The organism is Acinetobacter guillouiae, from assembly GCF_002370525.2.
Classification (GTDB): domain Bacteria; phylum Pseudomonadota; class Gammaproteobacteria; order Pseudomonadales; family Moraxellaceae; genus Acinetobacter; species Acinetobacter guillouiae.
This window is the reverse complement of record NZ_AP014630.1, coordinates 1990145-2017033: the sequence shown is the minus strand read 5'-3', so window position 1 is coordinate 2017033 and position 26889 is coordinate 1990145. Positions and strand designations below refer to the sequence as shown.

Sequence of the window (26889 nt, the reverse complement as noted above, 5' to 3'; positions counted from 1 at the left end):
CCCAGTTCAAGTCTGGGCGGGCCCACCATATTAAACCTCGTAGATTATTGATTTATGGGGTTTTTTATTGTCTAAATTTTTTGACCATCGAAGAGTAAAGCAGATGAAAAATAAAAATATTAGAGATATTCGAGACTTTTAGTATTCATTTTGTTTGTATTGCATTTGGCATTATTGAGACTGAATACTGGTTATCAAATTAATTGCTTGTCATAGTTAACTAGACAAGCATTTATTTATACGTTTGATGAGGTACAAGTTGATACGACTTGCTATTTCTTAGGCATCACAATCATTAAAGATTAAAGGATTGTCATAGTAACTTATTTTTTTCATATGTTAATTATCTAATACCCAATTCTAGGGATATTTTTAATTCTTTTGGTCGTTTATAAAATAACTTCTTAAACCAAAAGGAATATAAAATGACTATTAATTATAAATATAGTGAAACCGAAAAAGTAGGCGGTAACGGAGGTAATCCTTTTAAAATACAATTAAAAGAAGATGCCGTGAAAAAATTAACAATATTCTTCGATAAAAACTGTATTAGAGGTATAGAAATTTTATCGGCTAAAGATGAATTGACACTAAAGGGAAGTAAAACTGATAAGTATCAATCTATATCTTTTCAAAGTGATGAAACGATTACATCTTTAATTGTTTATAAAAATCATTATCGTAACGGGAGATGTTCTGGAATATCCTTAAGAACTAATAAAAATAAAACTTTATATATCCCACCGATTGGTGATTCAGAATCTCATTCGCTAAATGGTGGTAAATTAGTCGGTATTCTTGGGAACTCAGGATCAGATATAGATTCTTTAGGCTTTATCTATACTTTAGATATTCTTAGCTATAAATTAAAAAATGTTTCATATGACTTATCCAAACTTGAAACGGCTGTGGCACCTCAAATAGTAGCAAAAATCACTTTTATTAATAAAAGTGATATTACTCAAAAAGGCTCACACACTGAATCTAAAACAGTAACTAAAACATCTTCATGGAGTTGTTCATTAGGTGTTAAAGTTGGTGTTAAAGCAAGTGGTGAGGCTGGTGTTCCTTTATTAGCTAAAGGTAAATGGGAAATTTCAACAGAAGTTAGTTTTGCTTATACTTTTGGAGAGTCTGTCAGCGAAACTACTACCTATAATTTCACAACGAATTTAGATATCCCACCACATAGTAAAATTACATGTGAAAACATTCTGAATGAAGGAAAAATCAGTCTTCCATATAAAGGCACAGCTGTTTTAGAATTTGAAGATGGCAGTTCTTTGGAACTTCCCGAATCTGGTATATACAAAGGTATTGGAAGTTTTGAATCATCAAGTGTCATTCTTCCTCCTGAACCAATATTGGGATCACCTAAAAACCAAAACATTGAAGTATTCTCTAATAATCAGGAAATTCCAGAAAAAATAATTATTTTGGAGGATGATTTAGTACAAGTTTAATAATTTTATTTTCCCATTATTATACCAAGCCGTTCTAGAATCGACTCTACTAGAACGGTTTTTCATAACTATTCAAGTTCAACCCCTTCGTCTAAATAAATTGACTAGAATCTAGCATTTGCAATGTAATTTTCTTTACCTCATCGCGGCTCTGTTTAATATGTTCGGTAATCGCATTTAAGGCAGAATCCCGCTCTTTTCTAAAAATAAAACCTAAAATAGTCTGATGCTCAGCATAAGTTGCCTCTATACGATATTGTTTGGAGAAATCTAAGTGTCGAATAATCCTAATTTTTTCACTCAGATCTCGATGTATTCGTGCCATTTCCTGATTACCTGCTGCACGAACAAGAGAACAGTGAAAATCTTCGTCTTGTTGAGAAAGCGCCTTAATGTCTTTTAGGTACTCCTCAGGTTCGATACACCATAAATCTTTTAATACTACTAACTCAATTGATGGTTCCCCAATATGAGTACAAAGTATTTCGATTGCGGCTTTTTCTAAAATGATGCGAACATCATACAGTTCTTCATAATATCTAAAGTTCAGTGGTCTTACCTGCCAACCACTTCGAAAACTAACTTCGACATAACCCTCCTGCTGTAAACGATATAAAGCTTGACGTATAGGGGTGCGACTCACTTGATAAGTTTTAGCAATTTCTGACTCAGTAAAACGCTCACTCGGCATCAGTTTAAAATCAAAAATATCATTCTTGATTCTTCGGTAAACCAGCTCAGACAAATTGTCTGAGCTTTTTAAAGGATTTTTTATTCCTGTCATATCCTATTCCATATAGACCAATGGCTCACCACTATGTACTGTCTGACCAGCGCGACAAGTCACAGCTTTTACAATACCGTCTTCAGATGCATATACAGGTAATTCCATTTTCATAGCCTCGATGATCGCTACAGTTTCACCTTTCTTCACCACTTGACCATGTTCAACCAATATTTTCCATATATTGCCTGTCATTGAGGCATTTAAAGCGACAAAGTGACTAAAATCTTGCTGTTCAATGTAATCCTCTTGGGTTTCTTCTGGATGGATAAAATCTTCTTTCCATCGTTCAACTTCAGTCTTAAAGGCAAGCTGCTGTTTTTCTTTAAACACCTCAATGCTGTCAGCTTCATCCTCTAAAAATTTACAATATTGCGCATAATCAAATTCAGTTTCTTCAATTTGAATTTGAGCTTGACCATTGGCAAAATCTAAACGCCACTGATCTAATTCAGCTTCAGAGACCTCAAAAAATTTGATTTGATCAAAAAATTGCAGAAACCATTGTTTATCACCAAATTGTTTATTCTTTTTAAATTTATTCCAGATTGGTAATGTGCGACCAATTAATTGATATCCACCAGGTGAATCCATTCCATAAATACACATGTACATACCACCAATTCCCACAGTCCCTTCTGCGGTAAATGTACGTGCTGGATTATATTTAGAGCTTAACAAACGATGACGCGGATCAATGGGTACTGCGCAAGGTGCTGTCAGATAAACATCTCCTAATCCAAGCACGAGATAATTTGCATTAAATAAGATTTGTTTAACTTCATCACGGTGTTTCAAACCATTAATTCGCTGAATAAAATCCACATTATTTGGAAGCCACGGTGCTTTGGCGCAAACACTTTCCTGATATCGTTCAACTGCACTCAGGGTGGCACTATCTTCAAATGCCATGGGTAAATAAACGATACGTGATGGTATTTTAATCTGACTTAGATCCCCCATTTGTTCTTCTAAATAGAGCAGTTCAGCAATTAGATTCTTTTGTGGGATGATCAAGCCATCATATTTAATTTGTAAGGAACGAACGCCAGGTGATAATTCTAAAATACCTGCAATATTACGAGCACGTATCAGTTCTATCAATTTGTGGACACGTAATCTAAGCGAGAGGTCCAGAATATTGTCGCCATACTCAAGTAAGATATAACTATCACCTGCTTGACGATAAACTGTTTTTGGAGAAAGCTGCATCGCTTCCCTTTGTGCCAAAATCGTCGTACCCATTTCCGCTTTAGAAATAGGGGTTACATCTGGAACAGCAGTTGAAAAGTTTTCAATCAAATCTAGCTGCTGTTGTTCTAATTGATTCGCTTGTTCTACGCTTAATGGATAAAAAGAGATTTTATCATCTGCTTTAAGTTGTCCGATTTTCCATAATTCTGCTTTAGCAATCGTTACTGGACAAACAAATCCACCAAGACTTGGTCCATCTTTAGCTAAAATAACAGGGAAATCACCTGTAAAGTTGATTGCGCCAATGGCATATTCACAATCGTGTACATTGGAAGGATGTAATCCCGCTTCTCCACCATTTTCTCGTGCCCAACTTGGTGTTGGCCCACTTAAACGAATTCCTAAACGGTTTGAGTTAAAATGAACCGTCCATTCTGAAGCAAAGAATTCTTCAATATATTCTTGTTTAAAGAAATCTGGTGCGCCATGTGGACCATATAGCACGCCGATTTTCCATTCAGTGCTATAGCTTGGAATTAAGTGGCTAGACAATGCTTGTGGTTGTGCAATGGCAATAGGTAATTCATTCGTAAGTAGAGTCGGATTCACCATTTTAATCGTATCACCTGCACGAAGTGTACGACCAGCATGACCTCCAAAATTACCTAATGCAAAAGTCGAGCGACTGCCTAAATATACAGGGACATCCAAACCATCACGTACTGAAAGATATGTTCGGCAACCCAATTCAACCTGACCTAATTCAAGTATCTGCCCAGACTTGACTGTAATCGGTTGCCAAAAATGAATAGCTTGATCGTCAAGATATGCAGAACACGGCGCACCTGTTAATGCAATGGTGGTATCAGCATGAAATTTTAACGTAGGCCCCATCAAGGTAAATTCAAAACCTGCAGCTTTAGCATCATTGCCTACAATTTTATTTGCCAATTGGAAAGCAAAATCATCCATAGGACCTGATGGTGGGACGCCAATATCCCAATAACCAACACGCCCAGGGTAATCTTGAATCGAACTTAATGTCCCCGGCTGAACAACTTCAATCACCCGAGGTGTATATTTAAAGTCATCTAGCATTCGTGTCCAGATTTGCATACTTTCAAAGCGAACATCTGAAATAATCTCACGCGCATAATCAAGATTGGTACTAATACCGTTGAGGCGTGCTTCAGCTAATGCTTGTTTCAGCTTTTGTATCGCAGCCGCACGGTTTTCAGCATGAACGATGATCTTGGCAATCATTGGATCAAAATATTGAGAAATTTCAGTGCCTGTAGATACCCATGTATCAACTCGAATCCCTTCGGGGAAATAAACATCAGTTAAAACACCTGGACTCGGCTGAAAGTTCTTAACGGGGTCTTCTGCATAGACCCGAACTTCTATAGCAGCACCTTGGGGCTGTATATGCGCTAAGTCATCCCAGTCCAACCGATCCCCTGCTGCCACTTTTAGCATACATTCGATTAAATCCAACCCTGTTACCATCTCTGTTACAGGGTGTTCAACTTGAAGTCGGGTATTGACCTCTAAGAAATAAAACTCATCTCGTGCTGCATCATAAATAAACTCAACGGTTCCAGCGCTACGATATTGAACCGATTTTCCGAGCTCAATTGCAGCTTGATGTAGTTTTTTTCGTGTTGCGTCAGGTAAATTTGCTGCAGGTGTTTCTTCAACAATTTTTTGGTTACGACGTTGTAGTGAACAATCCCGTTCTCCCAAAGCAACCACTTGACCTTGACCATCACCAAATATCTGTACCTCTACATGACGCGCCTTATCTATAAAGCGTTCTAAAAAGACCCCAGCATCCTTAAAAAATTGCTCACCTAAGCGTTTCACACTTTCATAAGCTTCCATTAAGGCATCTTTTGAGTCACAGCGGGTTAAACCAATACCACCACCACCAGCGGTACTTTTCAGCATGATCGGATAACCAATTGTTTCCGCAGCTTCAAGTGCTTCATCTAAACTATTTAATAAACCTGTTCCGGGTGTCATGGGCACATTGGCAATGGCCGCCAGTTCACGTGCACGATGTTTTAGTCCGAATTCTAAAATTTGCTCGGCTGTAGGCCCCATAAATGCAATATCGTTTTCTTCACATGCTTGTGAGAACTCTGCACTTTCAGAAAGGAAACCATAGCCCGGGAAAATCGCCTGAGCGCCAGTATCTTTTGCGATTCGGATTAACTTTTCAATACTCAAATAAGTATCTGCGGGCTTAATTCCCTGCAAAGCAACTGCGTGGTCTGCATCTAATACATGCTGAGCATAACGATCAGTGTCTGAATAGACAGCTATACTTTTGATGCCTAGTTTCTTTAAGGTTCGAATGGCTCTAACAGCAATTTCACCACGGTTTGCAATTAATACAGTATGAAACATGATGCTTTCCCCCTTAATTCGATACAACTAGTGCTGGATTATTTCGCTGTTGGATATATGCACGCCATCCTCCCAAATGACTGATATTCTCTGCATCCTCCAAACCATAAGGTTCACAGATAAAGCCTTTTACCCAGCGACCATCTTCAAGCTCCACATTTCCCATACCCAGTGGTGTCGGGATTTCTGCAACAAACTCCCCAAAACGAGCAGTTGGAATATCCCAAAGTTCTACAATAATGGCGTTCCCCTCAGCTTCATTACGAGCAAGGCCGGGTTTAGGCGGCACTGTCCCATTCAATGCATATAGAGAATATTTACTGGCAGTTTTGGTTGTTTCGATATGTACAGCATCTCTGCTGGTCAATTGAAAATTCAGTGGCATACCGGTTAAATGTGCCCCCACAACAGCAACACGAATATGATGATCAGATCGGGCTAAATCCAGTTGAGCAGATTTCAATTTTGCTTGTGTTGCCCCTAACTTTAAATCAAGATATCGCTGCCAGAGTTTTCCAAAATGAACTAATGCAGCATCGTGCCAAGCAGGTGCAATTAAAGTAATTCCAAAAGGTAAGCCATCCTCTCTAAATCCTGCGGGTAAAGCCAGTGCACTTAAATCAGCCAAATTGGTGAAATTGGTATATGTACCAAAATGAGAGTTAAACTTAATGGGTTCAATTTTCATTTCGTCGATTGTGTAAATTGTGGGTGATGTCGGTACGATCAAAGCATCAAATTGAGCCAATTTCTCCTGAATTTCACGTGCCAAATCTTGTTTTAGATACTCTGCGTTGTAAGCATCAATTGCTGTGTATTGATAACCCTGTTTAACAATTTCTAAAACTGTTTGATCAAATGCTTCAGGATTGTGTTCAATAAAACCCTCTAAAGCAACAGTTCGTTCAGCCACCCAAGGTCCTTGGTAAAGCTGTACTGCGAGTTTTTCAAATGCCGTAAAATCAATCTCTGTAATAGAAGCTTGAAAAGACTCAAGTAATTTTAGTGCTTGGCTAAACGCTTGTTCTGATTGCCGATCACCAAAAAAATTTAAAGTGTCGGGTATCGCAAAATTGAGTTTTGAGGTAAAGCGTGCTGGTGCTGTTTTTGGATTTTTTCGCGAGTAACTATCTCGCGCATCATATTTTTCTAATAGATTGGCTACATATTCAGCATCTACGACTGTTAAAGCAAAAATCGAAATACAATCAACAGTCTTACAGGCAGGCAATAGACCATGATTTGAAAAACGCCCTTTGGTTGGTTTTAATCCAACAATATTGTTAAAACCAGCTGGAACACGACCTGACCCTGCCGTATCAGTTCCCAATGAAAAAGGCACCAAACCACGAGCCACTACGCTTGCTGAACCTGAACTTGATCCACCACTTACATAATTTGAATTAAAGCTATTTTTAACCGCGCCATAAGGCGATCGAGTGCCAACCAATCCTGTTGCAAATTGGTCCAAATTTGTTTTACCAACAACAACCGCACCAGCATTTTTTAATAATTGCACGAGTGCGGCATCTTGTTGAGCAGGATGAGAAATGATCTTACATGCCGCTGTCGACACAAATCCTTTTACATCAATATTGTCTTTAACTGCGAATGGAATTCCATATAACGGAAATTGCTTATAAATATTCTCTATGTCATGAGTATCGACTTGAAGATCTTCAATCTGTTGTTTGATTTGCTCAGCAGTCGCAATTGAAATCCATGCATTGTCCTGCGGATCGAAGTCACTCACTAAGTCACACAATTTTTCGATATTAATTTCACCAGTTTGGTAAGCCCGTTGCCAATCACTAATCGTCCAGCCACTCATTTTTTCTAAGTACATTGTTTGAATCCCATCTTGTATACAAGTTTGAGTTACATTTGCAGGATTCATGCCAAAAATTAACTATCTGTTTTTTATATTCTTTTTATATATGTGAGACTGACATGCAATAATTTAGATCAAATTTTTCAATCAAAATGCAAGCATGCTATTTATGAGTGCAATATAGAATGGTTTATAAAATGGGTACTCTGCTTAAGCAGCTTCACCCACTTGGTGATCTAAATAGATTGAAGTCCGTAACAGTCAACTGCTTTGTACAGTGAGTCAGCATAGTCTTTACGCTCTTTTAAAAAGCTCATGGTTTTTTATGATTTAACTTATTTTATCGTGGCGATCTTTTACGTTTTTTATGCGTTTTTCTACATGTTTTTATTTTTCTTATGCAGAGGAATATACCGATGTACGCTCTAAATATTAACCTTATATTTTAATTGCCGCTTCTCTATAAGCATTATGTAAGCAATTCAATAAAAAATGCACATTAAATTTTTACGTAAAAAATAATAATATATGCAAGACTCGTCCTACGCCTACATATGACAACAGCTCTATTTTATCAAGGAGAATGCGATGGTTAAGCTCAGTGGTCAGTTAATCTGTGTTTCTGAAGAAGAATTAAATATCGTAATCAAGTGTCTTCCAGAACATATCAAGTTAACCAGACAAGAACAAGGTTGTGTTTCTTTTGAGGTTAAACAAAGTCAAAATCCCTTAATTTGGGACGTGCATGAAGTGTTTGAGAATCGACAAAGCTTTGAAAATCATCAACGTAGAATATCTGGTTCTGTATGGGGAATTGAAACCCAAAACATTCAAAGATTGTATGAAATAACCCTCGATTAAAGGGCTATCTCAAAAATTTAAACTGTTCTTAATCTGCTCTATTCACTTATTCTAATTCTTTTAATATCGCCTCATTAAAGGCAGGAATATCATCTGGAATACGCGATGTAATGAGTACCCATCCACCCGTATTACAACGATGAACTTCTTCATCTACCCAGTTTGCACCTGCATTCTCTAAATCTATACGAATACTTTTATATGAAGTCAAATTTTTATCTTTAATTCTTTCTGCATTGATTAAAGCCCATGGTCCATGACATATAGCAGCAATCGGTTTTTTATGATCTGTAAAGGATTGAATGATTTTCTTAGCATTCTCATCAATTCTCAATTGATCAGCATTGACTGTTCCCCCTGGAATAACCAGTAAATCATAATCACTTGGATCTACTTTTTCCAAAATCGCATGCGGACTATATGACACCGATTTTTCATCATCATGAACAACGGTTCGTACATCGTTTAATTCAATCGCAGCATGAATGCTTTCTATGCCTTTGCTCGTCAAAAAGTCTAAAGGTTTTTTAAGTTCATCATGCTCAACGCCAGAATTTGAAGTGATGAATAATACTTTTTTAGTCATTTTCTTACTCCAACAATACGGTATATTTCAAGCTAACAAAAAACACGATCGTAGATGTACAAGTTCTAGCTTGTTATTGTTAAATGTTTTAGGACATTCTGTTAAAGCTTGTTATATATCCATTTTTATGCTTTTTTGATCTATAAATAATCCAATACTGCTATTAAGCAGTCTATATATTTAAACGATCAATTATCGAAACAACAAAAAATCTGAAAAAAGACCAAAAATTATTCATTCAAAAAATGGCATAACTATTGCTTTTTCAAGTGACCTTTTAGTTATGAATCTCCTCAATGAAGCTTATTAAACGCTCTTTATTTTTACAAGTGATCATTGCATTGGTGATTGGTTGTTTATTCGGTTACTTTTTGCCTCATATTGCGATCAATTTTCAAGTGTTTGGTAATGGCTTTGTCAAACTTGTCAAAATGCTGATTGCACCGCTTATATTCTGTGTCATTGTGTTAGGAATCTATGGTGCAGGAGACTTAAAAAAAGCTGGGAAAGTGGGAATAAAAACGCTGATTTATTTTGAAATAATGACCACTATCGCTTTAATTTTAGGATTAGCCGCAGCCTACATATTTAAACCTGGGCATGGTATGCACGTGGATATTTCAACTTTAGATGCGTCCCAAATGACCAAGTACAATGAAAATATCCATGCAGTTACAGGCGTATCTGATTTCTTTTTAAATATGATTCCTCAAACCGCTGTGGGCGCATTTACAGGGAATGATATTCTGCAAGTGGTTGTCTTTTCAATTTTATTTGGCGTTGCATTATCTATGCTGTCTAAAGATGTCAGTGAGCCTGTCGCCTCTTTTATCGACAAAATCTCTCAAGTTATTTTTAAAATCATGTCTATTATCATCAAACTGGCCCCTATCGGCGTTTTTGGTGCAATTTCTTTTACCGTAGCAAAGTTTGGAATAGAAACTTTACTTAATCTGGGCTATTTGGTCTTAATTTATTATGTAACTGTGATTTTCTTTGTGGTCGTGATACTTGGTCTGGTATTAAAACTCTTAGGTTTCAATATTTTTAAGCTCATCCGCTATTTTAGAGAAGAAATCACCATCGTATGTGGAACATCATCTTCTGATTCTGTACTACCGCAAGTGATGTATAAACTAAAAAAATTAGGGATAAAAGACTCCACGGTAAGCCTCGTCATTCCATCGGGCTACTCTTTTAACTTAGATGGTTTTTCAATTTATCTTACCCTTGCTGTGGTATTTATTGCACAAGCGACAGGTGTTCATTTAACAATTTCAGACCTTATTATGATTCTTTTAATCACCTTGTTTACCTCAAAAGGAGCACATGGCATTCCCGCATCAGCGATCGTTGTACTCGCTGCGACCTTATCCAGTTTTCCTGTTATCCCTGCGATTGGCTTGGTATTAATCCTTTCAGTGGATTGGCTGATTGGAATTTTGAGAGCAGTAAGCAACTTGATTGGTAATTGTGTCGCAACTTTAGTGATTGGTGTATGGGAAAATGATGTTGATAGGAAACGTGTACATCAAATGTTAGATGATCCGAAATGGGCAAAAAGTGAATTGGGCAATTAAAACGTAATTAACACAGAGTCATGGTAAAAATTAGAATTTTCTCTTGTAGCAAAACCAACACGCTATAACCAACACGCTATTACCAACACACTATTACCAACAAAATATGCTTTAGATATAATCCTTTAATGCTATCTTAAGCACTCATATTTCATCATAAGCCATTTCAGCATTGAGTCACTGAAATGGTTTTTTATAAATCATGGCATTTACTTAAACTAAAGTCCTCAATCGAAGACCACTCCAGAAAGCACAGGAACATATTAATGACTTCAATTTAAGATGGTTTTTAGCTTAAACCTATCCTAATTTTAACCATGTACCTTTTGTCATCTATGCGATAAATTAACTGTAATTCTGAATTTTCGAGGTTTTTTTGAACTGGAATAATATAGAGATCCATTTTTCTCAAGTTGTTTTAAAACCATTTACATCTTTAGATGCTGATGAGGTATTTCAGCATATTACTCCCACCTTGACTCGATATATGGCTTGGGATCCTCCGCAAAGCCGTCAAGAGTTTGATGAGATCTGGCATAAATGGCTAGAGAATATTAAAGATGGGAATGAGTTAATTTTCGTTGTCAGAAACATTGTTAATCATGAGTTTCTTGGCCTTGCAGGACTGCATCAAATACAAACGGAAACACCTGAATTAGGCATTTGGATTCGGGAAGATCGACATAAGTCAGGATTTGGTAAAGATGCGGTAACAAGCATGGTTCATTGGGCTTCAGTTAACTTGAGTTTTAAAAATTTTATTTATCCTGTAGCTGTCGAAAATTATGCCAGTCGCCATATCGCGGAATCTTTAGGTGGGGTTATTTCTCATTATAAAAAGAAACCTAAATATGATTCTGTGACTTATGTTATTCCTCCTCATACTGAATGATGCAAATGGATAGCTTGAATTGTTTATGATTTATTGGTGATGAATGCTGAGCATCTTTGCAGTTTTGCAATCAACTCACGCGGTAATGGTGGCATTTTCATGTAAAAGCCGATACGATAATGAGAATTATTGTTATTTATATGGAATAAATCATGGCGCTGAATGCACATCGCACTTTTATTCAAGTGAAAGAGAAAATATATCTAGGCCCAAACTATGTTCGTATTATTTTTGACTGTGCAGATGTAGAGAAATTCAAACACACCAGTATTGGTGATAACAATAAAATTTTTATTCCAAGGCATGATCAAACCACAATAGAAATTCCTGATTTTGATTTTAATCAACGTAAATGGATTGTCAGTAATCCTGAGATGATGCCAGAAATTCGGACTTATACCCATCGAGATATTGATTTAGTCAATAAAACCCTAACCATCGAGTTTGCAATGCATGGTACAGATACGGTGGCTTGTCACTGGGCAGATCGTGCTCAACCTGGAGATCAAATTGGCGTAACCATGTCTACTGCCGCTAAAAATTCAATCCCTACAGGACTAAATCATTATCTCATTATCACTGATGGGACTGGACTTGCAGTCACTCAAGCGATCTTAGAAAAATTAACAACTGATACCAAAGTATATGTCATTGCAGAAGTGGCAACTGTAGAAGATCAAATCGAACTGCAGACGCAAGCTGTTTTAGAGCAAATATGGCTGTTCAATCCGAACCCGCTTCAGCAAAGTTTATTGGCTGACGAATTGTTACGCCATCCTGAATTCATTAATCTACCAGCAAGCCGTTTTGCACATATTACCGCTGAACTACAAGCTGTACGCGCATGTCGTAATATCTTAAGAAAGCAAAGTGATTGGAGCAAAGAAGATTGTTATGCCTGTTCTTACTGGCAGATTGGGAAAGCAGATAATGAACGACAGTCTAAAGTGCTAGATGATTAAGCCCTAAGTGAATAAATGATCAATCCCGAAATATCTGATTTATATTATTTCTGATCGATGCATTAAAACCTTATAAACTAGCGTTTATAAGGTTTTTGTTTAAAAGCTCAATTAAAAAAATGCTATTATTACAAATATTTAAATCGTTTTCTCATTCATATAGCGCCAATATCGCTTTGGTACATATTGAATATGCAGTTTAATGTTTTTCCGCGCTGAAATATTTACACTGTTAAAATAATCTTTCCAAAGCTGATCATATAGAACCTCTTGATGATCTAATTCAACACTAAAATCCTGACTAGAGCCTTGATGAATATTTTGATCAATGTCTAAGACATTCATATTGACTTGATGAACCTGTCTTAAATCATAATAGATACCAAAATTTCGTTTTTCATCATAAATAAGCCAGCGCTGGTCTTGATATCTGGCTTTAAAATGCTTTTCGATCAAAGGCAAAACATTGAAATCTGGCTTGACCAAGCTTAAAAATAATTCATCTTTACATTTTTTAAAGCGAACAAAAGCTTCCATACGGTGCTTTTCTCTTCCCACTTGTTTGGCCCATTTTGACAGTGCCAAAACATCTGGATGACCATAATCACGGTCAATCGCTTTTTGAGCGGAGAATGCATAAACACTAAAATTAAACAGATGTTGAAAAGCATCTTCCTGTTCAGATAAAAAAGTATAGTAAAAATTACGTAAACCACTTGCTGAAACTTTTAACTTTAAGCCTTGCCAAACTCGATTGGCTTGAGCGTCATTGGATTCAACAAAAATCGTTTCATCAAATAAAGCGGCTTGGGTGTTGTTTTCACTAGAGACAATGACATCAAACTCTTTAAATTGAAATGCACGAAATACACAGCACAAAATCCCTGTCATGGTCCCATCAAAAATATATTTCGCCATTTAGAATAACAAATCCAACTGGGGTGAAAGTTGTTGAGTATATTTTGAATGCCCTGTCTGTAATATTTTCTGACGAATTTGGCTGGGTAATTGATCTTTTAAAAATGGCGGGGTATCTGCACAACGAATAAAATGCATTGCCCTATTATAAGCAATACCCAATTTTTTGATTTGATCAATATGAATTTTACCAAAGCGACGTGCTTGCACAATTTTTTTAGCTGAACGCACCCCAATTCCTGGGACTCTTAAGATCATTCGATATTCAGCTTGATTGATATCGATAGGAAATTGTTCAGGATGACGTAGTGCCCAACTCAGTTTTGGGTCGATATCTAAGTCTAAATTTGGATGCTGTGCATTAACAATTTCAGTCGCTTCAAAGCCATAAAATCGCATTAACCAATCAGATTGATACAATCTATTTTCACGCAGTAATGGTGGTGCTGAACCCACCGAAGGTAATGCTTTTTCTTCATCATTAATCGGAATATAGCCTGAAAAATATACCCGTTTTAGTTTAAATTCTTTGTAATGGCGATCAGCCATTAAAATAATATCCTGATCCGTTTCGTTATGTGCACCCACCACCATTTGAGTTGTTTGTCCTGCTGGAACAAACTTCGGCACAGTTTTTATAATTTTTCTTTCATCTTTAAATTGAATCAAACGATCGCGAACAATGCCCAAATCTTTTTGCACTTCGTCATGGGTTTTTTCAGGGGCAAACTTTTTTAAACCTTCTGCGGTAGGCATTTCTAAATTGATACTCATCCGATCTACATAAAGTCCTGCCTCATGGATAATCTCCTGTGAAGCACCTGGAATTGTTTTCAAATGAATATAGCCATTAAAGTTTTCTTCTAATCGTAACTTTTTAACAACTTGTAGCATGCGTTCCATCGTATAGTCAGCTGACTTAAAAATTCCTGAACTGAGAAACAGCCCTTCGATATAATTTCTTCTATAAAAATTAATGGTTAAATCAACAACTTCTTGTACCGTAAAAGCAGCTCGTTTGACATCATTAGAACGGCGAGAAACACAATATGAGCAATCAAAAATACACACATTGGAAAATAAGATTTTAAGTAGCGATACACATCGACCATCTTCGGTATAACTATGGCAAATTCCAGCCCCCGTATTGCCTAGCCCACTGTCTTTATTTTTGCGGTTACTGCCACTGGATGAACATGACACATCATACTTCGCAGCATCTGCTAAAATTTGCAGTTTTTCTCTAATACGCTCTGTCATCACTCACACCTAATTTTCCGAATGAACTTTAGTGATTATATAAATTATGAGCAGTCAACAATGGCGATTTCTTTATTGTTGCGACATGAGCTGTCGTATAAATTTAAAGCGTTAAATAGAAATCATTGTGCTAGAAAAACCTACATTATTTGCCCATTTAATTGAATGGGCAAATAACTTAAGCAGAAACAACTACATTTTTTAAGCTTGAGCAGAAAGTGGGACACCAAATAATCGATCAAAAGACCAATTAAAAATAAAGGTATAAATTGGAATGATAACAATTAAAGCCGCATCTAATAAAAATGCCTCTAGAAAACTAATATTCATCCACCATGCAATCAATGGAATAAGAAAAACCACCAAGGTTAATTGAAACCCGATCGCATGAGCTACACGGCGTTTGACCGTGCGTTGACGTAAAGTTTGGCGTTTTTCCCATGCTTCAAAAATTAAGTTATAAATAAAGTTCCAGCTCACGGCAATCGTGGTAATCAGGAAAGCTAAAGGCCCCGTATGGGTTAATTGTGTACCCGAAAGTAGTGCTAGCCCTAAAGAAGAAATACCCAATCCAATGATTTCATAGGTACTTACATAAATTACTCTACGTTTAAGACCTTGCATAAACTTACCCAAACAGATTTTCAAAAAAGCTATTTTAATTTCAGTTATAATAATAGATAAAGACAATAGCTTTCAGTTTGACTGATACCAATTATGAATTTCACCAGCGAAAATATAGAATTATTTGTAAAAGTACTGGATACAGGCTCTTTTTCTGCTGCGGCTCGTGCCTTAAATCGAGTACCATCAGCTGTCAGTATGGGCATCGCAAATATTGAGGCAGAATTAGGTTTACAACTGTTTGAAAGAACACCCCGCAAAGTGATTCCAACAGCGTCAGCACTTGCCCTAGCCCCACAAGCAAGAATCATCTCAGAACAATTAAAACAATTGAGTAAACATGCTTATGAACTGTCCTTAGGTTTGGAGAGTACCTTAAAAATAGGGGTTGTATCGGATGTAAACAATCAAAAGCTTTTACAATCTATTGATAAACTTGCATCAAAATACCCACTGCTCAATATCGAAATCATTACTGCACCACAAGATGATATTTTGCATTTACTGTATTCAGAACAAATCACAATTTGTTTAGCGGGTTCAGGGCAACATATTAAAATGCAAGAACATTTGCAGTTGGTCAGCATGGAGGTTGTTGTTGCAACAATATCTGCAAATCATGCCTTGATGAATCAAGCAGTTCATCCTATTTATATCGAGGATTTGGTTAATGTTCGGCAAATTGTTGTTGCGAGTAGTGCGCTTGATATTGCAGATTTGAGATCGGTAATTGCTGCATCTTATTGGCGAACCAATGATCTACAAACGGCGATTGATATGGTTGAGATCGGCTTAGGATGGGGAAATTTCCCATATTCGTTGGTCAAGTCACATATTGATGCTGGGCGTTTAATCCAAATTGATTTTAAAAACACCTACAATCAACTTTCTGTTCCGATTTATCTGATTTGGTTAAAGGATAAAGCACTACCTAAAGCATCGCGTGAATTAATCGAGTTAATTAGACAAAGTCTAAATGAACATAACGACGCATTAAGTAACAGGAATAGTCTCTGACTCAGCGCGCGATAATGATTTTATTTTATCCAGTTTTCATCGTAAATTTATTAGAATTGAATGAAATTCTATAAAAAATTTGACTTGCGAAGCTCAGCACTTACAATACGCCTTTTAGATTTCTAGTATTACCTAAATCATGTCAAACGATCAAATTGAAGCACAAATTGTAGAATTAGACAATTTGCAAGAACACCGTGAAATTGTGACATTTATGCGTAGATCGTCACCGCTCAATACTTCACAACGTACTGCGCTTGAACAACATCGTGATTTAATTTTGGAATACCCTGTTGGTGATTTACGTCAACACTTTGAACATCCAGAACGCCCACTTACGGTAGAAATTGGTTTTGGTATGGGGCGTTCTTTGGTCCTGATGGCAAAAGCCAATCCTGAACGTAATTTCGTTGGAATCGAAGTGCATGTGCCTGGTATTGCACAATGTGTTTATGAAGCAGGTATGGCAGAAGTTAAAAACCTACGTGTTTTAGATGCAGATGCAATCCAAGTTCTGCGTGAAATGCCTGACAATAGTATCAATACAGTTCAACTTTATTTCCCTGATCCTTGGCAGAAAAAGCGTCATTTTAAACGCCGTTTTGTTTCTCATGATCGTATGCCATTGGTTGAAGAAAAACTCGAAATTGGTGGTACATTCCATGCTGCAACAGACTGGGAACCGTATGCTGAATGGATGCTCGATGTTTTAGACAATCGTCCTCGTTTAGAAAATTTAGCAGGCAAAGGCAATAGCTATCCTCGTCCTGAATGGCGTCCACAAACCAAGTTTGAACGTCGTGGTATTGAGGCAGGTCATAAGATTAATGACTTTATTTTTAAGAAAATCAGTTAATTAAATCTCGATTTAGCTGTAACCTTGGTTACAGCTTCTTTATTGATTAAGAGCCTCTAAACTTGCAAACTTGACACAGATTTGAACTTTGGACTAAACACATTGTTCTGTAATCGTGTCTGCATATATTCAGCATAAACCGATAATTTTTCATAAATATGTTCAGAATAAAACATATCTTCGACTAGGTTTTGCGCTTGAGCTAGATCATAAAGACCTGATAAATTTAAAATTTTAGCATTCATTTCTGAAAATTTACGACATAAAGCCACATGAAAATCATCTTTATATTTAAACAAAAGCTTCTGCATGTTTAATTTATGATCATGATGATCTAATTGCAGATTTATATCATCTTGATCATTTTCGCTATTTACCAAGAAAATTCGAACGTTAAAAAAACATTCTATTTCAAACAAATAATCTGGATTGATCCGCTGATCTGTAATTAAAAAGATACGATCAACTTCTGCCTGAGTCAGTGCTTTGAACAACTGAAAATAAACAAATTCCTGCGCATCCCATGTTTGATCTTGTAGATCTAAAAATAGATTTAAACTTTCTAACACGACATCATCCTTGCTCAAGTTCATGGTTTTTTCAACCTGATAATAAGGTTTTAAAATATCTTGAACTTGTGCAGTCAAAAGTGTTGAGTAAAGCACGGTTTGATTTAAATTTGCCAAAATAAACGGTGAAAACAAATAAGCCAGACTTAAATGATTTGAAGCAATTGCAGATTGGATAATCGCTGTACACTTCTTTTTTGAAAATTCACGCAAGACTTTGGCACGCAACAATGTTGCTTCTAAGTTTACAAATCTTTGATTGAGTTGCTCTATCACATTTTCAGAGCAACCATGCTCACATAAAACTTGTGTGAGCACATTCAACTGAGTCGTCACAAACATATCCCTGCCTCATTCTATACTGCATCGCGTGCGACTATTTTCGAAAGAAATCAAAAAGAAATATAGCCACAAAATTTTAGAAAAAATATATAACAGATAGAGCTGTGCTGATTGCTTCTGTTATAGTCATTTTAAATACCTACTTGCATTGACCTATGTATAAATCTGAACAACTGGCCCATAGCCTAAAATTATTGATTGAAAATGGGACGTGGAAAGCACATGAAAAGTTACCCTCACTACGTCAACAGGTTGAACAATCAGGTTTAAGTCTGATTACGGTGATGAATGCTTATCAAGAGCTTGAAGCACAAGGACTGATTTATTCAAAAGAAAAGTCAGGGTATTTTGTTGTAGAACAAAACTCAGATCACCCTACTACATTACATGTGATTAATGAAACAGTTGAAATTAACTCAGTTGTTTTTAAATATTTAAAATCAACCCAGTCTGAACACATTATCCCTTTAGGTTCTGCCTTTCCCAATAGCCAGTTACTCTATTCCGCTAAACTGATACAAACGCTTGGGCAGCTTGCTCGACAACGGCGTAGCTATGAACAGACACCCAGTCTACCACCTGGAAATTATCAACTGAGAAAAATTATTGCTCAGAAATATGCTATGCAAGGCATCCCCACTGATCCATCTGATATTGTGATTACGTCTGGAGGTTTAGATGCATTAAATCTTTCATTGCAAGCACTTACGCAAGCTGGAGACTATATTTTATTACAACAGACGATTTTTTATGGTGCATGGCAAGCAGCTGAACGACTTGGATTAAAAGTAATTACCATCCCAGAACATCCTGAACATGGTATTGATTTAGACGCATTCGAACAGGCAATTTTAAAATATCCAATTAAAGTGTGTTTGATGATGTTAAACGGTCAGAATCCAATTGGCTTTACCGTGAGTGATGAAATTAAATTAAAATTGGCGAAGTTACTCAACCAATATCAGATTTATTTGATTGAAGATGATGTCTATGAAGAACTTTACTATGATCAGAAAAAACCCCTCTCGATGAAGTATTTTGATCAACAAAATTGGGTACTACATTGTTCTTCTTTTTCCAAAATATTAGGTGCAGGTTTTCGTATCGGTTGGGTCTATGCAGGTAAATTCTCTGAACATATTCAGCACACTCAACTTATGAGTACCCTTTCAGTCAACTCATTTATCCAAAATGCTTTGGTTGAATATCTTTCCCATCGTCATTATGAAAAACATTTAAAAACTTTACGATCCACCTTGCAACGCTATAAAAAACAATATTTTAATTATTTAAAAACTCATTTACCTGAACAATGTCATGTCAATTATTATCCTTCAGGGTACTTTTTATGGATTGAATTACCTGAACAAGTCGATAGTAATGAGATCTATCAGCACATGTTAGAACACGGTGTCAGTGTCGCGCCGAGCAGCTTATTTAATATTAGTAATCAACAAAATCACTTTATTCGGATGAATTGTTCATTTGAAATGAATGAAAAGATTCAAAATGCATTAAACCAATTGATTTATATTATTGGTAAATCAGTGAGGTCATAAGCTGAATTTTTATAACAGATTCATCATTGCTTACTTATCTGTTATAGTTTTTTTCTAATTTTTTGTATCTACAGTGTGAATACGTTTCTATCCATAATGAACCTATATTAAGCAGAAAGAGATTTTGCGATGAATGATGACAAAAGCCCTAAAAAACCACAATATGCTGATAGCTCGATTTCAGACAAAGCCTTTAAACGCATGATCATCTGGTTTTTTATCTACTGTAGCCTGTTTTGTATTGGTGTTATTGTCACAATCGGTGCAGATCACGCTGCTTTAAACTAGATCTCAATTGATTTAAAAAGATACGATTGATAAAACACTCACTTAATCAAGTGAGTGTTTTTTCTGTATCTGTTGGCTTAAAAGTGTATAGGCATCTTTAAGATCTTCCCGCCCCATATCCTGTAACATGTGTTGATGCATATCTAAAATATTCACATCTCCACGTCTTGCAGGACCCGTCTGCATTGTTTCAGGATCATTTTGAGTGGCTTTTTTTGCTGTTTCCAAAATTAATGGATACAGTAAATTAAAATCGACCTGCTGCGCATCGACCACTTGTTTAGCCATGTCATAACAATAATTTGTAAAATTACAGGCAAATACCCCTGCCAGATGTAAGCTCAGCCGCTGCGCTGAATTATATGGATAAACCTGATTACTTAGACTATTTGCTAGCGTCGTTAAAGTAGACAAATCTTCTTGCAAAGCCGTTTCAATAAACAACGGGGTATTCTGCCAATCCACTTCACGTTCAAAGCTAAAAGTCTGTAAGGGATAAAAAACCCCAGATTTTACATGGTGTTCAGTCAATATATTGAGATTGGTACTGCCAGAAGTATGAACAATCAAAACATCCGAAAGTTGTGAATGAATCGTTTGGATGACTTGAGCAATGGCTTGGTCACTTACCGCAATAATCAATAAATCAATTTCAGGGTCTATACAATGCACAGCATCAATAGCCTGAGCATTCACCTGCTGGGCTAAGTGTTGTGCATTGTTTAAATCACGACTATAAATCTGAACAATATGATGTTGTTTTGACAGTGCTTTTGCAAAATGTGTAGCAACCCGACCTGAACCAACAATACTAATACGCATATCAACATCTAAAACTTTAAATATACTGACAGCATGCCAATAAAAAAGGGATGAATCAATTCATCCCTCTCAGATTATGATGATTACATCAATTTAGTGCATTGTTTAAATAAATAATTCGCTCAGCGGTACGTTTATTAAAGCACTTGGTATATTGCATCTCTTTGTTTTGCTGAGACATCGCATCATCCCAATATTGACGTTGTTGCTGATAGGTTTCAATTTCACTGTCTGGAATATCGCCAAAACTTTTCTGTGAAATGACTTTACAATCAACATCACGTTTTTCAAACCATTCTGTTTGATCTTGCTTAAATTGTTCTTTTTGTTCATCACTCAGATTGTCCCAAGTCTGGTTTAAACGATCAACTTGTTTGAGCTTTTCTTCATCTAGCTCTTTTTTACGGATATCCATGGCTTTTTGCGCGAGCGCTGTTTGCTCTGCATTTTCAATTTGATTGACCTGTTCGCGGTCACGCATGTCTTTATTTTCTTTCATATAGGCTGCGTATTGCACCGCTTTCACTGTAACAAAGGTTACCCCTTGAATAACAGCATCTTGATTAAGTACATCAAGTGTTAAACCATCTTTGTCTGTTTTCACAACATTATAATTAAACTTGCCTTTTAGCTGATCATTGGCTAGTACCAATTTAGATTCACCAGCTTCGATATACTCACGTATGCTGCGATACCCATCACCTTCACATCCCTCCTCACACTCTTGCCCAAATTCTGCATATGAGTTTTCAGCACGCTGTTGTAAGCCTTTCGGGAATTGAACCACTAACTGACTTTCACATTCCAGCTGATTGGTTTTAGACGAGTCTTCAGTGATCGTACGAACATTCTTCACTTCAAACTTTAAAGCGTTGTTAATTTTCTGAAGTAATGCTTGGTCAGCTTCATAACCAGAATTTTTAATATTATCTGCGACTTCACGCAAATACTCATCTTTCAAATATTTTTGAATTTGATTGATATTGTCTTGATTGGTACAACTCCACTCTGCAAGTTCAGCATTACCTTCATCTTTTTTCTTTTTGAAGTAATCACAGCCTGACAGCATCAAAGTACTAGAAATTGCAGCAATCATAAATAATGGGTTTAATGATTTATTCATTGTTTATCCGATCATATTTTTATGTGGCTCATTTAACCAAATAATTGAAGAATTTTCGAGTAAAAAATAAAAAGCTTCTGGATATTCAGAAGCTTTTTATACAATTTATGCCCGTTTTAGCACAGAACATACCACTCAAAAGGATTATGGTGTTGTTGCACCAAGTACTTCAAACTCAATACGGCGGTTTTTAAATTGCCCTTCTTTTGTTGAATTATCTGCAATTGGATTATCTTGACCATGTCCTTCAGCTGTTAACTGTGAGGTATGGACGCCCTTTTCAACCAAATATGCAACAACTGATTTTGCACGTTTTTCAGATAATTTTTTGTTTGAATCTGCATTTCCAACATTATCCGTATAACCTTTGACCACGAGTTTTGCATCTGGTAGTTGCTTTAACAAATTCGCTGCTTTATCCAAAATCGCTTTATTGGCTTCTGGAATACCTGAAGAACCTGTCGCAAAATTAATGACCTGTAAATTCAATGCAGCCGCAATATCATTTACATTGGCTTTATCTGCCTGAATGCTTGAAAGTGCTTGATCAGCTTGTGAATTACTTGTATCTACATTTGCAGCACTACTGGTTGGCGCTGTATTTGCATCGGCTGTTTGCTGTGCAGAAATGTGTAGGTTAGGCGCAACAGCTTTTAACTCATCTGCCAATTTTTGTGCTTGCGCTAAATCTGGTGTTTGAATGCTAAGTTGATCACCAATCCAAGCCAATGAAATGTTTGGAATGCCTTTAATTTTAGCCAACACCTGATCTACAGCATTTTGATCTGGCAAATCAGCAGCATAAGCAGCACTGGCTGTAAGTTGACAATGATCGGTTTGGCCAAATACTGAAGCGATACTGGTTTTTAAACTATCCAGTAAAGATTGACTGCTCGATTGTGCCTGACAACTTGCTAATTTACCTTCAGCATCTGTAGAAATTTGCAGTTCAGCGGCTTGCAAATCAGCAACAGCTTGTGAAGCACCACTGCTTACTGGATCTCCCCCTACAGGCGGTTTGCTACTGCATTGTTTAAATAACAATGCTGCTAATCCTGCAATCACCAACAAAGCGATAATTGGCAATAACCAATTGGATTTTTTAGGTTCATCTTGGATCGAATTTGCTGTGATTGTAGAGGTATCAAGGGGTACTGGTGTGGGAGATACACTTTGTACAGGTATGGGTGCCACAGGTTCTACAGGGGGAATAACTGCCTCAGCAACAGGAGCAGCTTGCGTTGTGGCTGCGAAACCAAGACCGCCTACGCTTAAACCCAATGTAGCAAATAATCCTGTTGCCCAAGCTGGCAAAGCATCTTGAATATTGTTCCATTGCGCTTTGATAAAATCAAAAATTTCATGTTTATCATCGGAACCCGCTTGATCTGCAAGCAATGATAAAGTTGGAGCAATAGAGTGGTTTAATGTGGTTTCAATTTCTTGGGCTGGTGCATTGCCCGCAACCAGCCCTAAAAAATGTGCGACCGTTTCTGGTTGATGACTGAAAATATCACCTAAGCGAGGATTTAGATTTTGTTGAAGTGTATTAATAAGTTCTGGTTTTGATTTTAAAACAGAGAGGAGAATGGGATAAAAGGCACTTAAAGCACCGATTTTTTCATCTTGAAACTGAAGATCACCCTGTAAAACTTTTGTGGTCACCCGTTCTTTTAGAAGCTCAATAATATTCATAATTTTGGACACTCCGATTTCATTGTTGTATTTGTCACATTAAAAATCATTTTATTGATCATTTTTTATTCTAGTGATTAAATTCTAATAGTTATAATAGCTTTTTGTAGCACAGCGTGTTCAATATCTATTTGAAAAGCCAGCTTATGCTGGCTTTTTGTTTCAATTTTTGCGCTTATGTAAATTTTACAGCTTAGGCAGTAAACGTTTGTAGCACTTTACCGACCATTTTTTGATTGATTAATGGCGTATTTTTTCCATGAGATAAAATACTGTCATTGTTAACAACCCATTCTAAATCTGGATCAACCAAAGCCCAACCCGATTCTTTGACCCAACGATCCGTCATATTGGCCACTTTTGCAGGAGCAAGCGTGACTTTTTCAACCCATTCTAAAGGTTCAAACAAACCTTCACGAACCAATTGCACCCCAAAAGACACATAGGTATCAAATGCACTAATACCAGGTAAAGTCTCAGCAAAAGGCGCCAATTTCGCAGAACCACTCAAAGGTTCATGATGGGTACAAATCGCATCAATCACGCCTTCTTTGACGCCTTGGCGCAGTAGTTCTTTGTCTTTTTCAGCACGTAATGGTGGGCGCACATGTGCCAAAGAATTAAAACCATCAATTAAGTGTTCTGTTAAATGCAATTGATGCATTGCAACATCTGCCGTCACAGGCAAACCTTTGTTTTTTGCAATTTTAATCAACTCAACAGATGCACCACTTGAAAGCAAACCAAAGTGCGCTTTGACGCTTGTCGCTTCAATCATCAATAGGTATTTCGCAATGGCAACTGTTTCAGCCAGTGCTGGAATCATGGGTAGTCCCTGACGTGAGGCAATAAACCCCTCATGTACACAACCATCTTTTGCGATCTGGTGTTCTTCTGGATAAAACACCACGGTCATGTCTAAACCCGCCGCATATTCCAAGGTCCGCAGAACCACATCATCATCTTTAAAAGTAGCATAGGCGTTTGAAACGGCAGTACAACCACCCTTTTTTAAACCTGCCATATTTGCGGGTTGTTTACCATTTAAACCTTGGGTTTGCGCACCAATCACTTGTAAATGAATACCACCATCTAACATGGCTTTTTCTACAAGTCCATGAATCAAAGCACCGTTGTCTTGCACGATCGGCTTTGAATCAGGTGGGGTAAATACATGCAAAATACCATTTTCACGTGCAGCTTTACCTTCTGACTTCAAGGTACCATGCTGTTGCTGACCAGGCTCACGTAACCGTGCACACAAATCAACCATGGTCGGTATCAACCATTTTCCTTGCCCGTCTATTGTATCTACGACATTGGCAGATGATTCGACTATTTTTCCATGTTCAACATAAACCGTTTGTACAGTGTCAGTTTTTTTAATTGGGTCTAAGACACGTACATTTTCAATTTTTACACTACTCATGACTTTATCCTTAACCTTAAACCGCAATTGCTTCTAACAAACCTTTCTCTTGCAACTGACCTTGCATTGCCAAAGCCAAAACAGCCATTCGCACTGCAATACCATTGGTCACTTGATGCAAAATTACCGACTGTGCACCATCAGCAATACTAGAATCAATCTCTACACCGCGGTTCATCGGTCCCGGATGCATAACAATACAATCAGGTTTAGCCATGGCAAGACGGTCTTTATTTAAACCATACATTTTGTAAAATTCAGCTTGTGACGACAAAGCTGGCGAATCAATACGTTCATTTTGAATACGTAAAGTAATGATCACATCACAGTCTTTAATGCCTTCATCCATTTTATTGAACAAGCGAACGCCTTCACCATATTCATCAAAACCGCATGGAAGCAAAGTATTTGGTGCAATCACACGAATATCTTTACAGCCTAAAGTCTGTAAAGCTGCGATATCTGAACGTGCAACACGCGAATGCTTAATATCACCAATAATTGCCAGACTAATGTCTTCAAAGTTCTTTTTGGTTTCGCGGCGAATGGTTAACATATCTAACATTGCTTGAGTTGGATGAGCATGACGCCCATCTCCAGCATTGATGATTGCAACATGCGGACAAACTGTTTCAGCAATAAAATGCGCTGCGCCTGATGAAGAGTGGCGCACAACAAAAATATCTGCTGCCATCGCTTCGAGGTTCCATAGCGTATCGCGCAATGTTTCCCCTTTTGAAGTACTTGATCGTGCAATATCAATATTCAATACATTTGCAGATAAGCGTTTTGCAGCTGCTTCAAAAGTAGTTCGGGTACGTGTCGAATTTTCAAAGAATAAGTTCATCACTGTACGACCTTCTAAAAGTGGTGTCGTTATCAGTTGATTTTGATCATTTATAAAGGAATGGGCTGTATCTAGAATTTTGGTGAGGGTTGCTTTAGAAAGACCTTCGATGGTCAGGAAATGCTTTAAGTTTCCGTCATTATTGAGTTGAATCTGACTCGGTGTATGCAATGCCGCCAAGTGCATGAGAGATTCCTTAGAGGTTAAGTTAACGTATTATACAGATTTTCTTTTTCTTTGGCAGTTGAAGTTTTGGACAAATAGTCATAAAAGTCAGCGATCAAATTTTAAATTTGATCTGCTTTAAGTCTGCAAGTTTGAGTGTTAAGTTCATCAATTTTTCTCGAAGTTGCTGAATCATATTGAGGTAGTCAATATCTGATTGATCTTTTAACAGCTCAATATAAGCATCTATTCGCAGCAAGGCTTGATTACGCCATTTAAGTAATTCTGCTATTGGATGATACTTTTGTGGATCAAAATCATGCAGTTGATATTCCGATATTTGTATATTGGTTAATGTCGCATCATATTCTTTTACACGTTTTAAGCACTTTAAGGTATCTTCTAAACGAAAGCGGATCTCGTGTTCACAAAGAAATTTTAAATGTGCCAAATCCTGTTGAGCAGCAAAATATTGTGCCAATGGCAGAGTAAAATCCTCATAAGGATACCAACGCCCATGCGCACAGGAGATTAATTCTTTATATTTTTTCTGTTCAATCCACAGTTTAAACACAGCAGCCTTTGCCTGATGATAATGACTTAATCGTAGCTCAGTTTGTTGTTGCGACTCATCAGCCCTACCCACGTAAATCATTTGGTTGTTTTTTAAATATTTGCTAATTTCTGCATTGAATTTCGTATAACTCAAGCGATTTTCTCACACACATACTCAGCTTAAAAAACACTATAAATGAGTTTTAATTTTAATCACACTGTATTCATTAAGCTCTAACCCAATAGTTAGAGCTT

At 36.9% G+C, this 26889-nt stretch carries 23 protein-coding genes; 9 read left to right on the top strand and 14 right to left on the bottom strand.

What is annotated here, in order from left to right; genetic code table 11:
* Positions 1-425 precede the first annotated feature (425 nt).
* Positions 426-1463, top strand: a complete 1038-nt coding sequence (locus tag AS4_RS09220; protein ID WP_096733959.1) for a jacalin-like lectin — start codon at positions 426-428, stop codon at positions 1461-1463.
* 91 nt (positions 1464-1554) lie between these two features.
* On the opposite strand, the gene AS4_RS09215 is transcribed toward AS4_RS09220, so the two are convergent.
* The 3 genes from AS4_RS09215 to atzF are packed head-to-tail and all read right to left on the bottom strand — an operon-like array spanning position 1555 to position 7699.
* Positions 1555-2247 (bottom strand): GntR family transcriptional regulator, encoded by a 693-nt coding sequence (locus AS4_RS09215; RefSeq protein WP_096733958.1) that lies wholly within the window; start codon positions 2245-2247, stop codon positions 1555-1557.
* 3 nt (positions 2248-2250) lie between these two features.
* Positions 2251-5853, bottom strand: coding sequence for an urea carboxylase (uca, locus tag AS4_RS09210; protein ID WP_096733957.1), 3603 nt, complete (start codon positions 5851-5853; stop codon positions 2251-2253).
* Positions 5854-5866: 13 nt separating this feature from the next.
* The gene (atzF, locus tag AS4_RS09205; protein WP_096735504.1) at positions 5867-7699 is read right to left on the bottom strand and encodes an allophanate hydrolase; all 1833 of its coding nucleotides are present in this window, start codon (positions 7697-7699) and stop codon (positions 5867-5869) included.
* Positions 7700-8272: 573 nt separating this feature from the next.
* Between atzF and AS4_RS09200 the strand changes: the two genes are divergently transcribed.
* A complete protein-coding gene (locus tag AS4_RS09200) occupies positions 8273-8545 on the top strand; it encodes a putative quinol monooxygenase (RefSeq protein WP_096733956.1) in 273 nt (90 codons plus the stop codon).
* A 46-nt stretch (positions 8546-8591) separates the two neighbouring features.
* Here AS4_RS09200 and AS4_RS09195 read toward each other — a convergent pair whose 3' ends face one another.
* Positions 8592-9131, bottom strand: a complete 540-nt coding sequence (locus AS4_RS09195) for a type 1 glutamine amidotransferase domain-containing protein (protein ID WP_096733955.1) — start codon at positions 9129-9131, stop codon at positions 8592-8594.
* Between the two features lie 296 nt (positions 9132-9427).
* On the opposite strand from AS4_RS09195, the gene dctA reads away from it, so the two are divergent.
* The 3 genes from dctA (at position 9428) to AS4_RS09180 (ending at position 12565) form a co-directional block, all read left to right on the top strand.
* On the top strand, positions 9428-10711 hold the full coding sequence (dctA, locus tag AS4_RS09190) for a C4-dicarboxylate transporter DctA (RefSeq protein WP_096733954.1): 1284 nt from the start codon (positions 9428-9430) through the stop codon (positions 10709-10711).
* Between the two features lie 376 nt (positions 10712-11087).
* On the top strand, positions 11088-11603 hold the full coding sequence (locus AS4_RS09185; protein WP_096733953.1) for a GNAT family N-acetyltransferase: 516 nt from the start codon (positions 11088-11090) through the stop codon (positions 11601-11603).
* Positions 11604-11755: 152 nt separating this feature from the next.
* Positions 11756-12565 carry a siderophore-interacting protein gene (locus tag AS4_RS09180; protein WP_096733952.1) on the top strand — a complete coding sequence of 270 codons (810 nt, stop codon included), beginning with the start codon at positions 11756-11758 and terminating at the stop codon, positions 12563-12565.
* A 138-nt stretch (positions 12566-12703) separates the two neighbouring features.
* Here AS4_RS09180 and AS4_RS09175 read toward each other — a convergent pair whose 3' ends face one another.
* The 3 genes from AS4_RS09175 to AS4_RS09165 form a co-directional block, all read right to left on the bottom strand.
* Complete coding sequence (locus tag AS4_RS09175; RefSeq protein ID WP_096733951.1) at positions 12704-13483, bottom strand: TIGR03915 family putative DNA repair protein; 780 nt, start codon at positions 13481-13483, stop codon at positions 12704-12706.
* A complete protein-coding gene (locus AS4_RS09170; RefSeq protein WP_096733950.1) occupies positions 13484-14743 on the bottom strand; it encodes a putative DNA modification/repair radical SAM protein in 1260 nt (419 codons plus the stop codon).
* A 201-nt stretch (positions 14744-14944) separates the two neighbouring features.
* The gene (locus AS4_RS09165) at positions 14945-15367 is read right to left on the bottom strand and encodes a PACE efflux transporter (protein ID WP_004821026.1); all 423 of its coding nucleotides are present in this window, start codon (positions 15365-15367) and stop codon (positions 14945-14947) included.
* 93 nt (positions 15368-15460) lie between these two features.
* On the opposite strand from AS4_RS09165, the gene AS4_RS09160 reads away from it, so the two are divergent.
* Together AS4_RS09160 and trmB are read left to right on the top strand one after the other, a co-directional pair.
* Positions 15461-16384, top strand: coding sequence for a LysR family transcriptional regulator (locus tag AS4_RS09160; RefSeq protein WP_096733949.1), 924 nt, complete (start codon positions 15461-15463; stop codon positions 16382-16384).
* A 139-nt stretch (positions 16385-16523) separates the two neighbouring features.
* Positions 16524-17240, top strand: a complete 717-nt coding sequence (gene trmB / locus AS4_RS09155) for a tRNA (guanosine(46)-N7)-methyltransferase TrmB (protein ID WP_096733948.1) — start codon at positions 16524-16526, stop codon at positions 17238-17240.
* Positions 17241-17296: 56 nt separating this feature from the next.
* On the opposite strand, the gene AS4_RS09150 is transcribed toward trmB, so the two are convergent.
* Positions 17297-18151, bottom strand: coding sequence for a hypothetical protein (locus AS4_RS09150; RefSeq protein WP_096733947.1), 855 nt, complete (start codon positions 18149-18151; stop codon positions 17297-17299).
* A gap of 155 nt (positions 18152-18306) precedes the next feature.
* Between AS4_RS09150 and AS4_RS09145 the strand changes: the two genes are divergently transcribed.
* A complete protein-coding gene (locus AS4_RS09145; protein WP_096733946.1) occupies positions 18307-19710 on the top strand; it encodes an aminotransferase-like domain-containing protein in 1404 nt (467 codons plus the stop codon).
* Positions 19711-19839: 129 nt separating this feature from the next.
* Positions 19840-19998 carry a hypothetical protein gene (locus AS4_RS21740; RefSeq protein ID WP_004721086.1) on the top strand — a complete coding sequence of 53 codons (159 nt, stop codon included), beginning with the start codon at positions 19840-19842 and terminating at the stop codon, positions 19996-19998.
* A gap of 42 nt (positions 19999-20040) precedes the next feature.
* Here the strand turns inward: AS4_RS21740 and AS4_RS09140 are convergent, their stop codons facing one another.
* From AS4_RS09140 to AS4_RS09115, 6 genes are all read right to left on the bottom strand, one after another.
* Positions 20041-20820: a Rossmann-like and DUF2520 domain-containing protein gene (locus tag AS4_RS09140; protein ID WP_096733945.1), complete on the bottom strand. Its 780-nt coding sequence runs from the start codon at positions 20818-20820 to the stop codon at positions 20041-20043.
* 88 nt (positions 20821-20908) lie between these two features.
* Positions 20909-21943: a 14-3-3 family protein gene (locus AS4_RS09135; RefSeq protein WP_096733944.1), complete on the bottom strand. Its 1035-nt coding sequence runs from the start codon at positions 21941-21943 to the stop codon at positions 20909-20911.
* Between the two features lie 144 nt (positions 21944-22087).
* Entirely contained in the window at positions 22088-23638 is a 1551-nt protein-coding gene (locus AS4_RS09130) for an OmpA family protein (protein WP_096733943.1), read from the bottom strand.
* A gap of 193 nt (positions 23639-23831) precedes the next feature.
* A complete protein-coding gene (locus tag AS4_RS09125; protein WP_096733942.1) occupies positions 23832-25067 on the bottom strand; it encodes a dihydroorotase in 1236 nt (411 codons plus the stop codon).
* 16 nt (positions 25068-25083) lie between these two features.
* Positions 25084-26100 carry an aspartate carbamoyltransferase catalytic subunit gene (locus AS4_RS09120; protein ID WP_004721095.1) on the bottom strand — a complete coding sequence of 339 codons (1017 nt, stop codon included), beginning with the start codon at positions 26098-26100 and terminating at the stop codon, positions 25084-25086.
* 94 nt (positions 26101-26194) lie between these two features.
* Positions 26195-26788: a hypothetical protein gene (locus AS4_RS09115; protein WP_096733941.1), complete on the bottom strand. Its 594-nt coding sequence runs from the start codon at positions 26786-26788 to the stop codon at positions 26195-26197.
* Positions 26789-26889 lie beyond the last annotated feature (101 nt).

Bases quoted from the DNA above. Each gene is read 5' to 3' on its own strand.
- AS4_RS09130 (WP_096733943.1), bottom strand. From the start codon at position 23,638: ATGAATATTATTGAGCTTCTAAAAGAACGGGTGACCACAAAAGTTTTA.
- AS4_RS09175 (WP_096733951.1), bottom strand. From the start codon at position 13,483: ATGGCGAAATATATTTTTGATGGGACCATGACAGGGATTTTGTGCTGT.
- AS4_RS09135 (WP_096733944.1), bottom strand. From the start codon at position 21,943: ATGAATAAATCATTAAACCCATTATTTATGATTGCTGCAATTTCTAGT.
- trmB (WP_096733948.1), top strand. From the start codon at position 16,524: ATGTCAAACGATCAAATTGAAGCACAAATTGTAGAATTAGACAATTTG.
- AS4_RS09165 (WP_004821026.1), bottom strand. From the start codon at position 15,367: ATGCAAGGTCTTAAACGTAGAGTAATTTATGTAAGTACCTATGAAATC.
- AS4_RS09220 (WP_096733959.1), top strand. From the start codon at position 426: ATGACTATTAATTATAAATATAGTGAAACCGAAAAAGTAGGCGGTAAC.
- AS4_RS09120 (WP_004721095.1), bottom strand. From the start codon at position 26,100: ATGCACTTGGCGGCATTGCATACACCGAGTCAGATTCAACTCAATAAT.
- AS4_RS09150 (WP_096733947.1), bottom strand. From the start codon at position 18,151: ATGTTTGTGACGACTCAGTTGAATGTGCTCACACAAGTTTTATGTGAG.
- AS4_RS09145 (WP_096733946.1), top strand. From the start codon at position 18,307: ATGTATAAATCTGAACAACTGGCCCATAGCCTAAAATTATTGATTGAA.
- AS4_RS09160 (WP_096733949.1), top strand. From the start codon at position 15,461: ATGAATTTCACCAGCGAAAATATAGAATTATTTGTAAAAGTACTGGAT.
- atzF (WP_096735504.1), bottom strand. From the start codon at position 7,699: ATGTACTTAGAAAAAATGAGTGGCTGGACGATTAGTGATTGGCAACGG.
- uca (WP_096733957.1), bottom strand. From the start codon at position 5,853: ATGTTTCATACTGTATTAATTGCAAACCGTGGTGAAATTGCTGTTAGA.
- AS4_RS09215 (WP_096733958.1), bottom strand. From the start codon at position 2,247: ATGACAGGAATAAAAAATCCTTTAAAAAGCTCAGACAATTTGTCTGAG.
- AS4_RS09200 (WP_096733956.1), top strand. From the start codon at position 8,273: ATGGTTAAGCTCAGTGGTCAGTTAATCTGTGTTTCTGAAGAAGAATTA.
- AS4_RS09195 (WP_096733955.1), bottom strand. From the start codon at position 9,131: ATGACTAAAAAAGTATTATTCATCACTTCAAATTCTGGCGTTGAGCAT.
- AS4_RS09170 (WP_096733950.1), bottom strand. From the start codon at position 14,743: ATGACAGAGCGTATTAGAGAAAAACTGCAAATTTTAGCAGATGCTGCG.
- AS4_RS09180 (WP_096733952.1), top strand. From the start codon at position 11,756: ATGGCGCTGAATGCACATCGCACTTTTATTCAAGTGAAAGAGAAAATA.
- AS4_RS09140 (WP_096733945.1), bottom strand. From the start codon at position 20,820: ATGCGTATTAGTATTGTTGGTTCAGGTCGGGTTGCTACACATTTTGCA.
- AS4_RS09125 (WP_096733942.1), bottom strand. From the start codon at position 25,067: ATGAGTAGTGTAAAAATTGAAAATGTACGTGTCTTAGACCCAATTAAA.
- dctA (WP_096733954.1), top strand. From the start codon at position 9,428: ATGAAGCTTATTAAACGCTCTTTATTTTTACAAGTGATCATTGCATTG.
- AS4_RS21740 (WP_004721086.1), top strand. From the start codon at position 19,840: ATGAATGATGACAAAAGCCCTAAAAAACCACAATATGCTGATAGCTCG.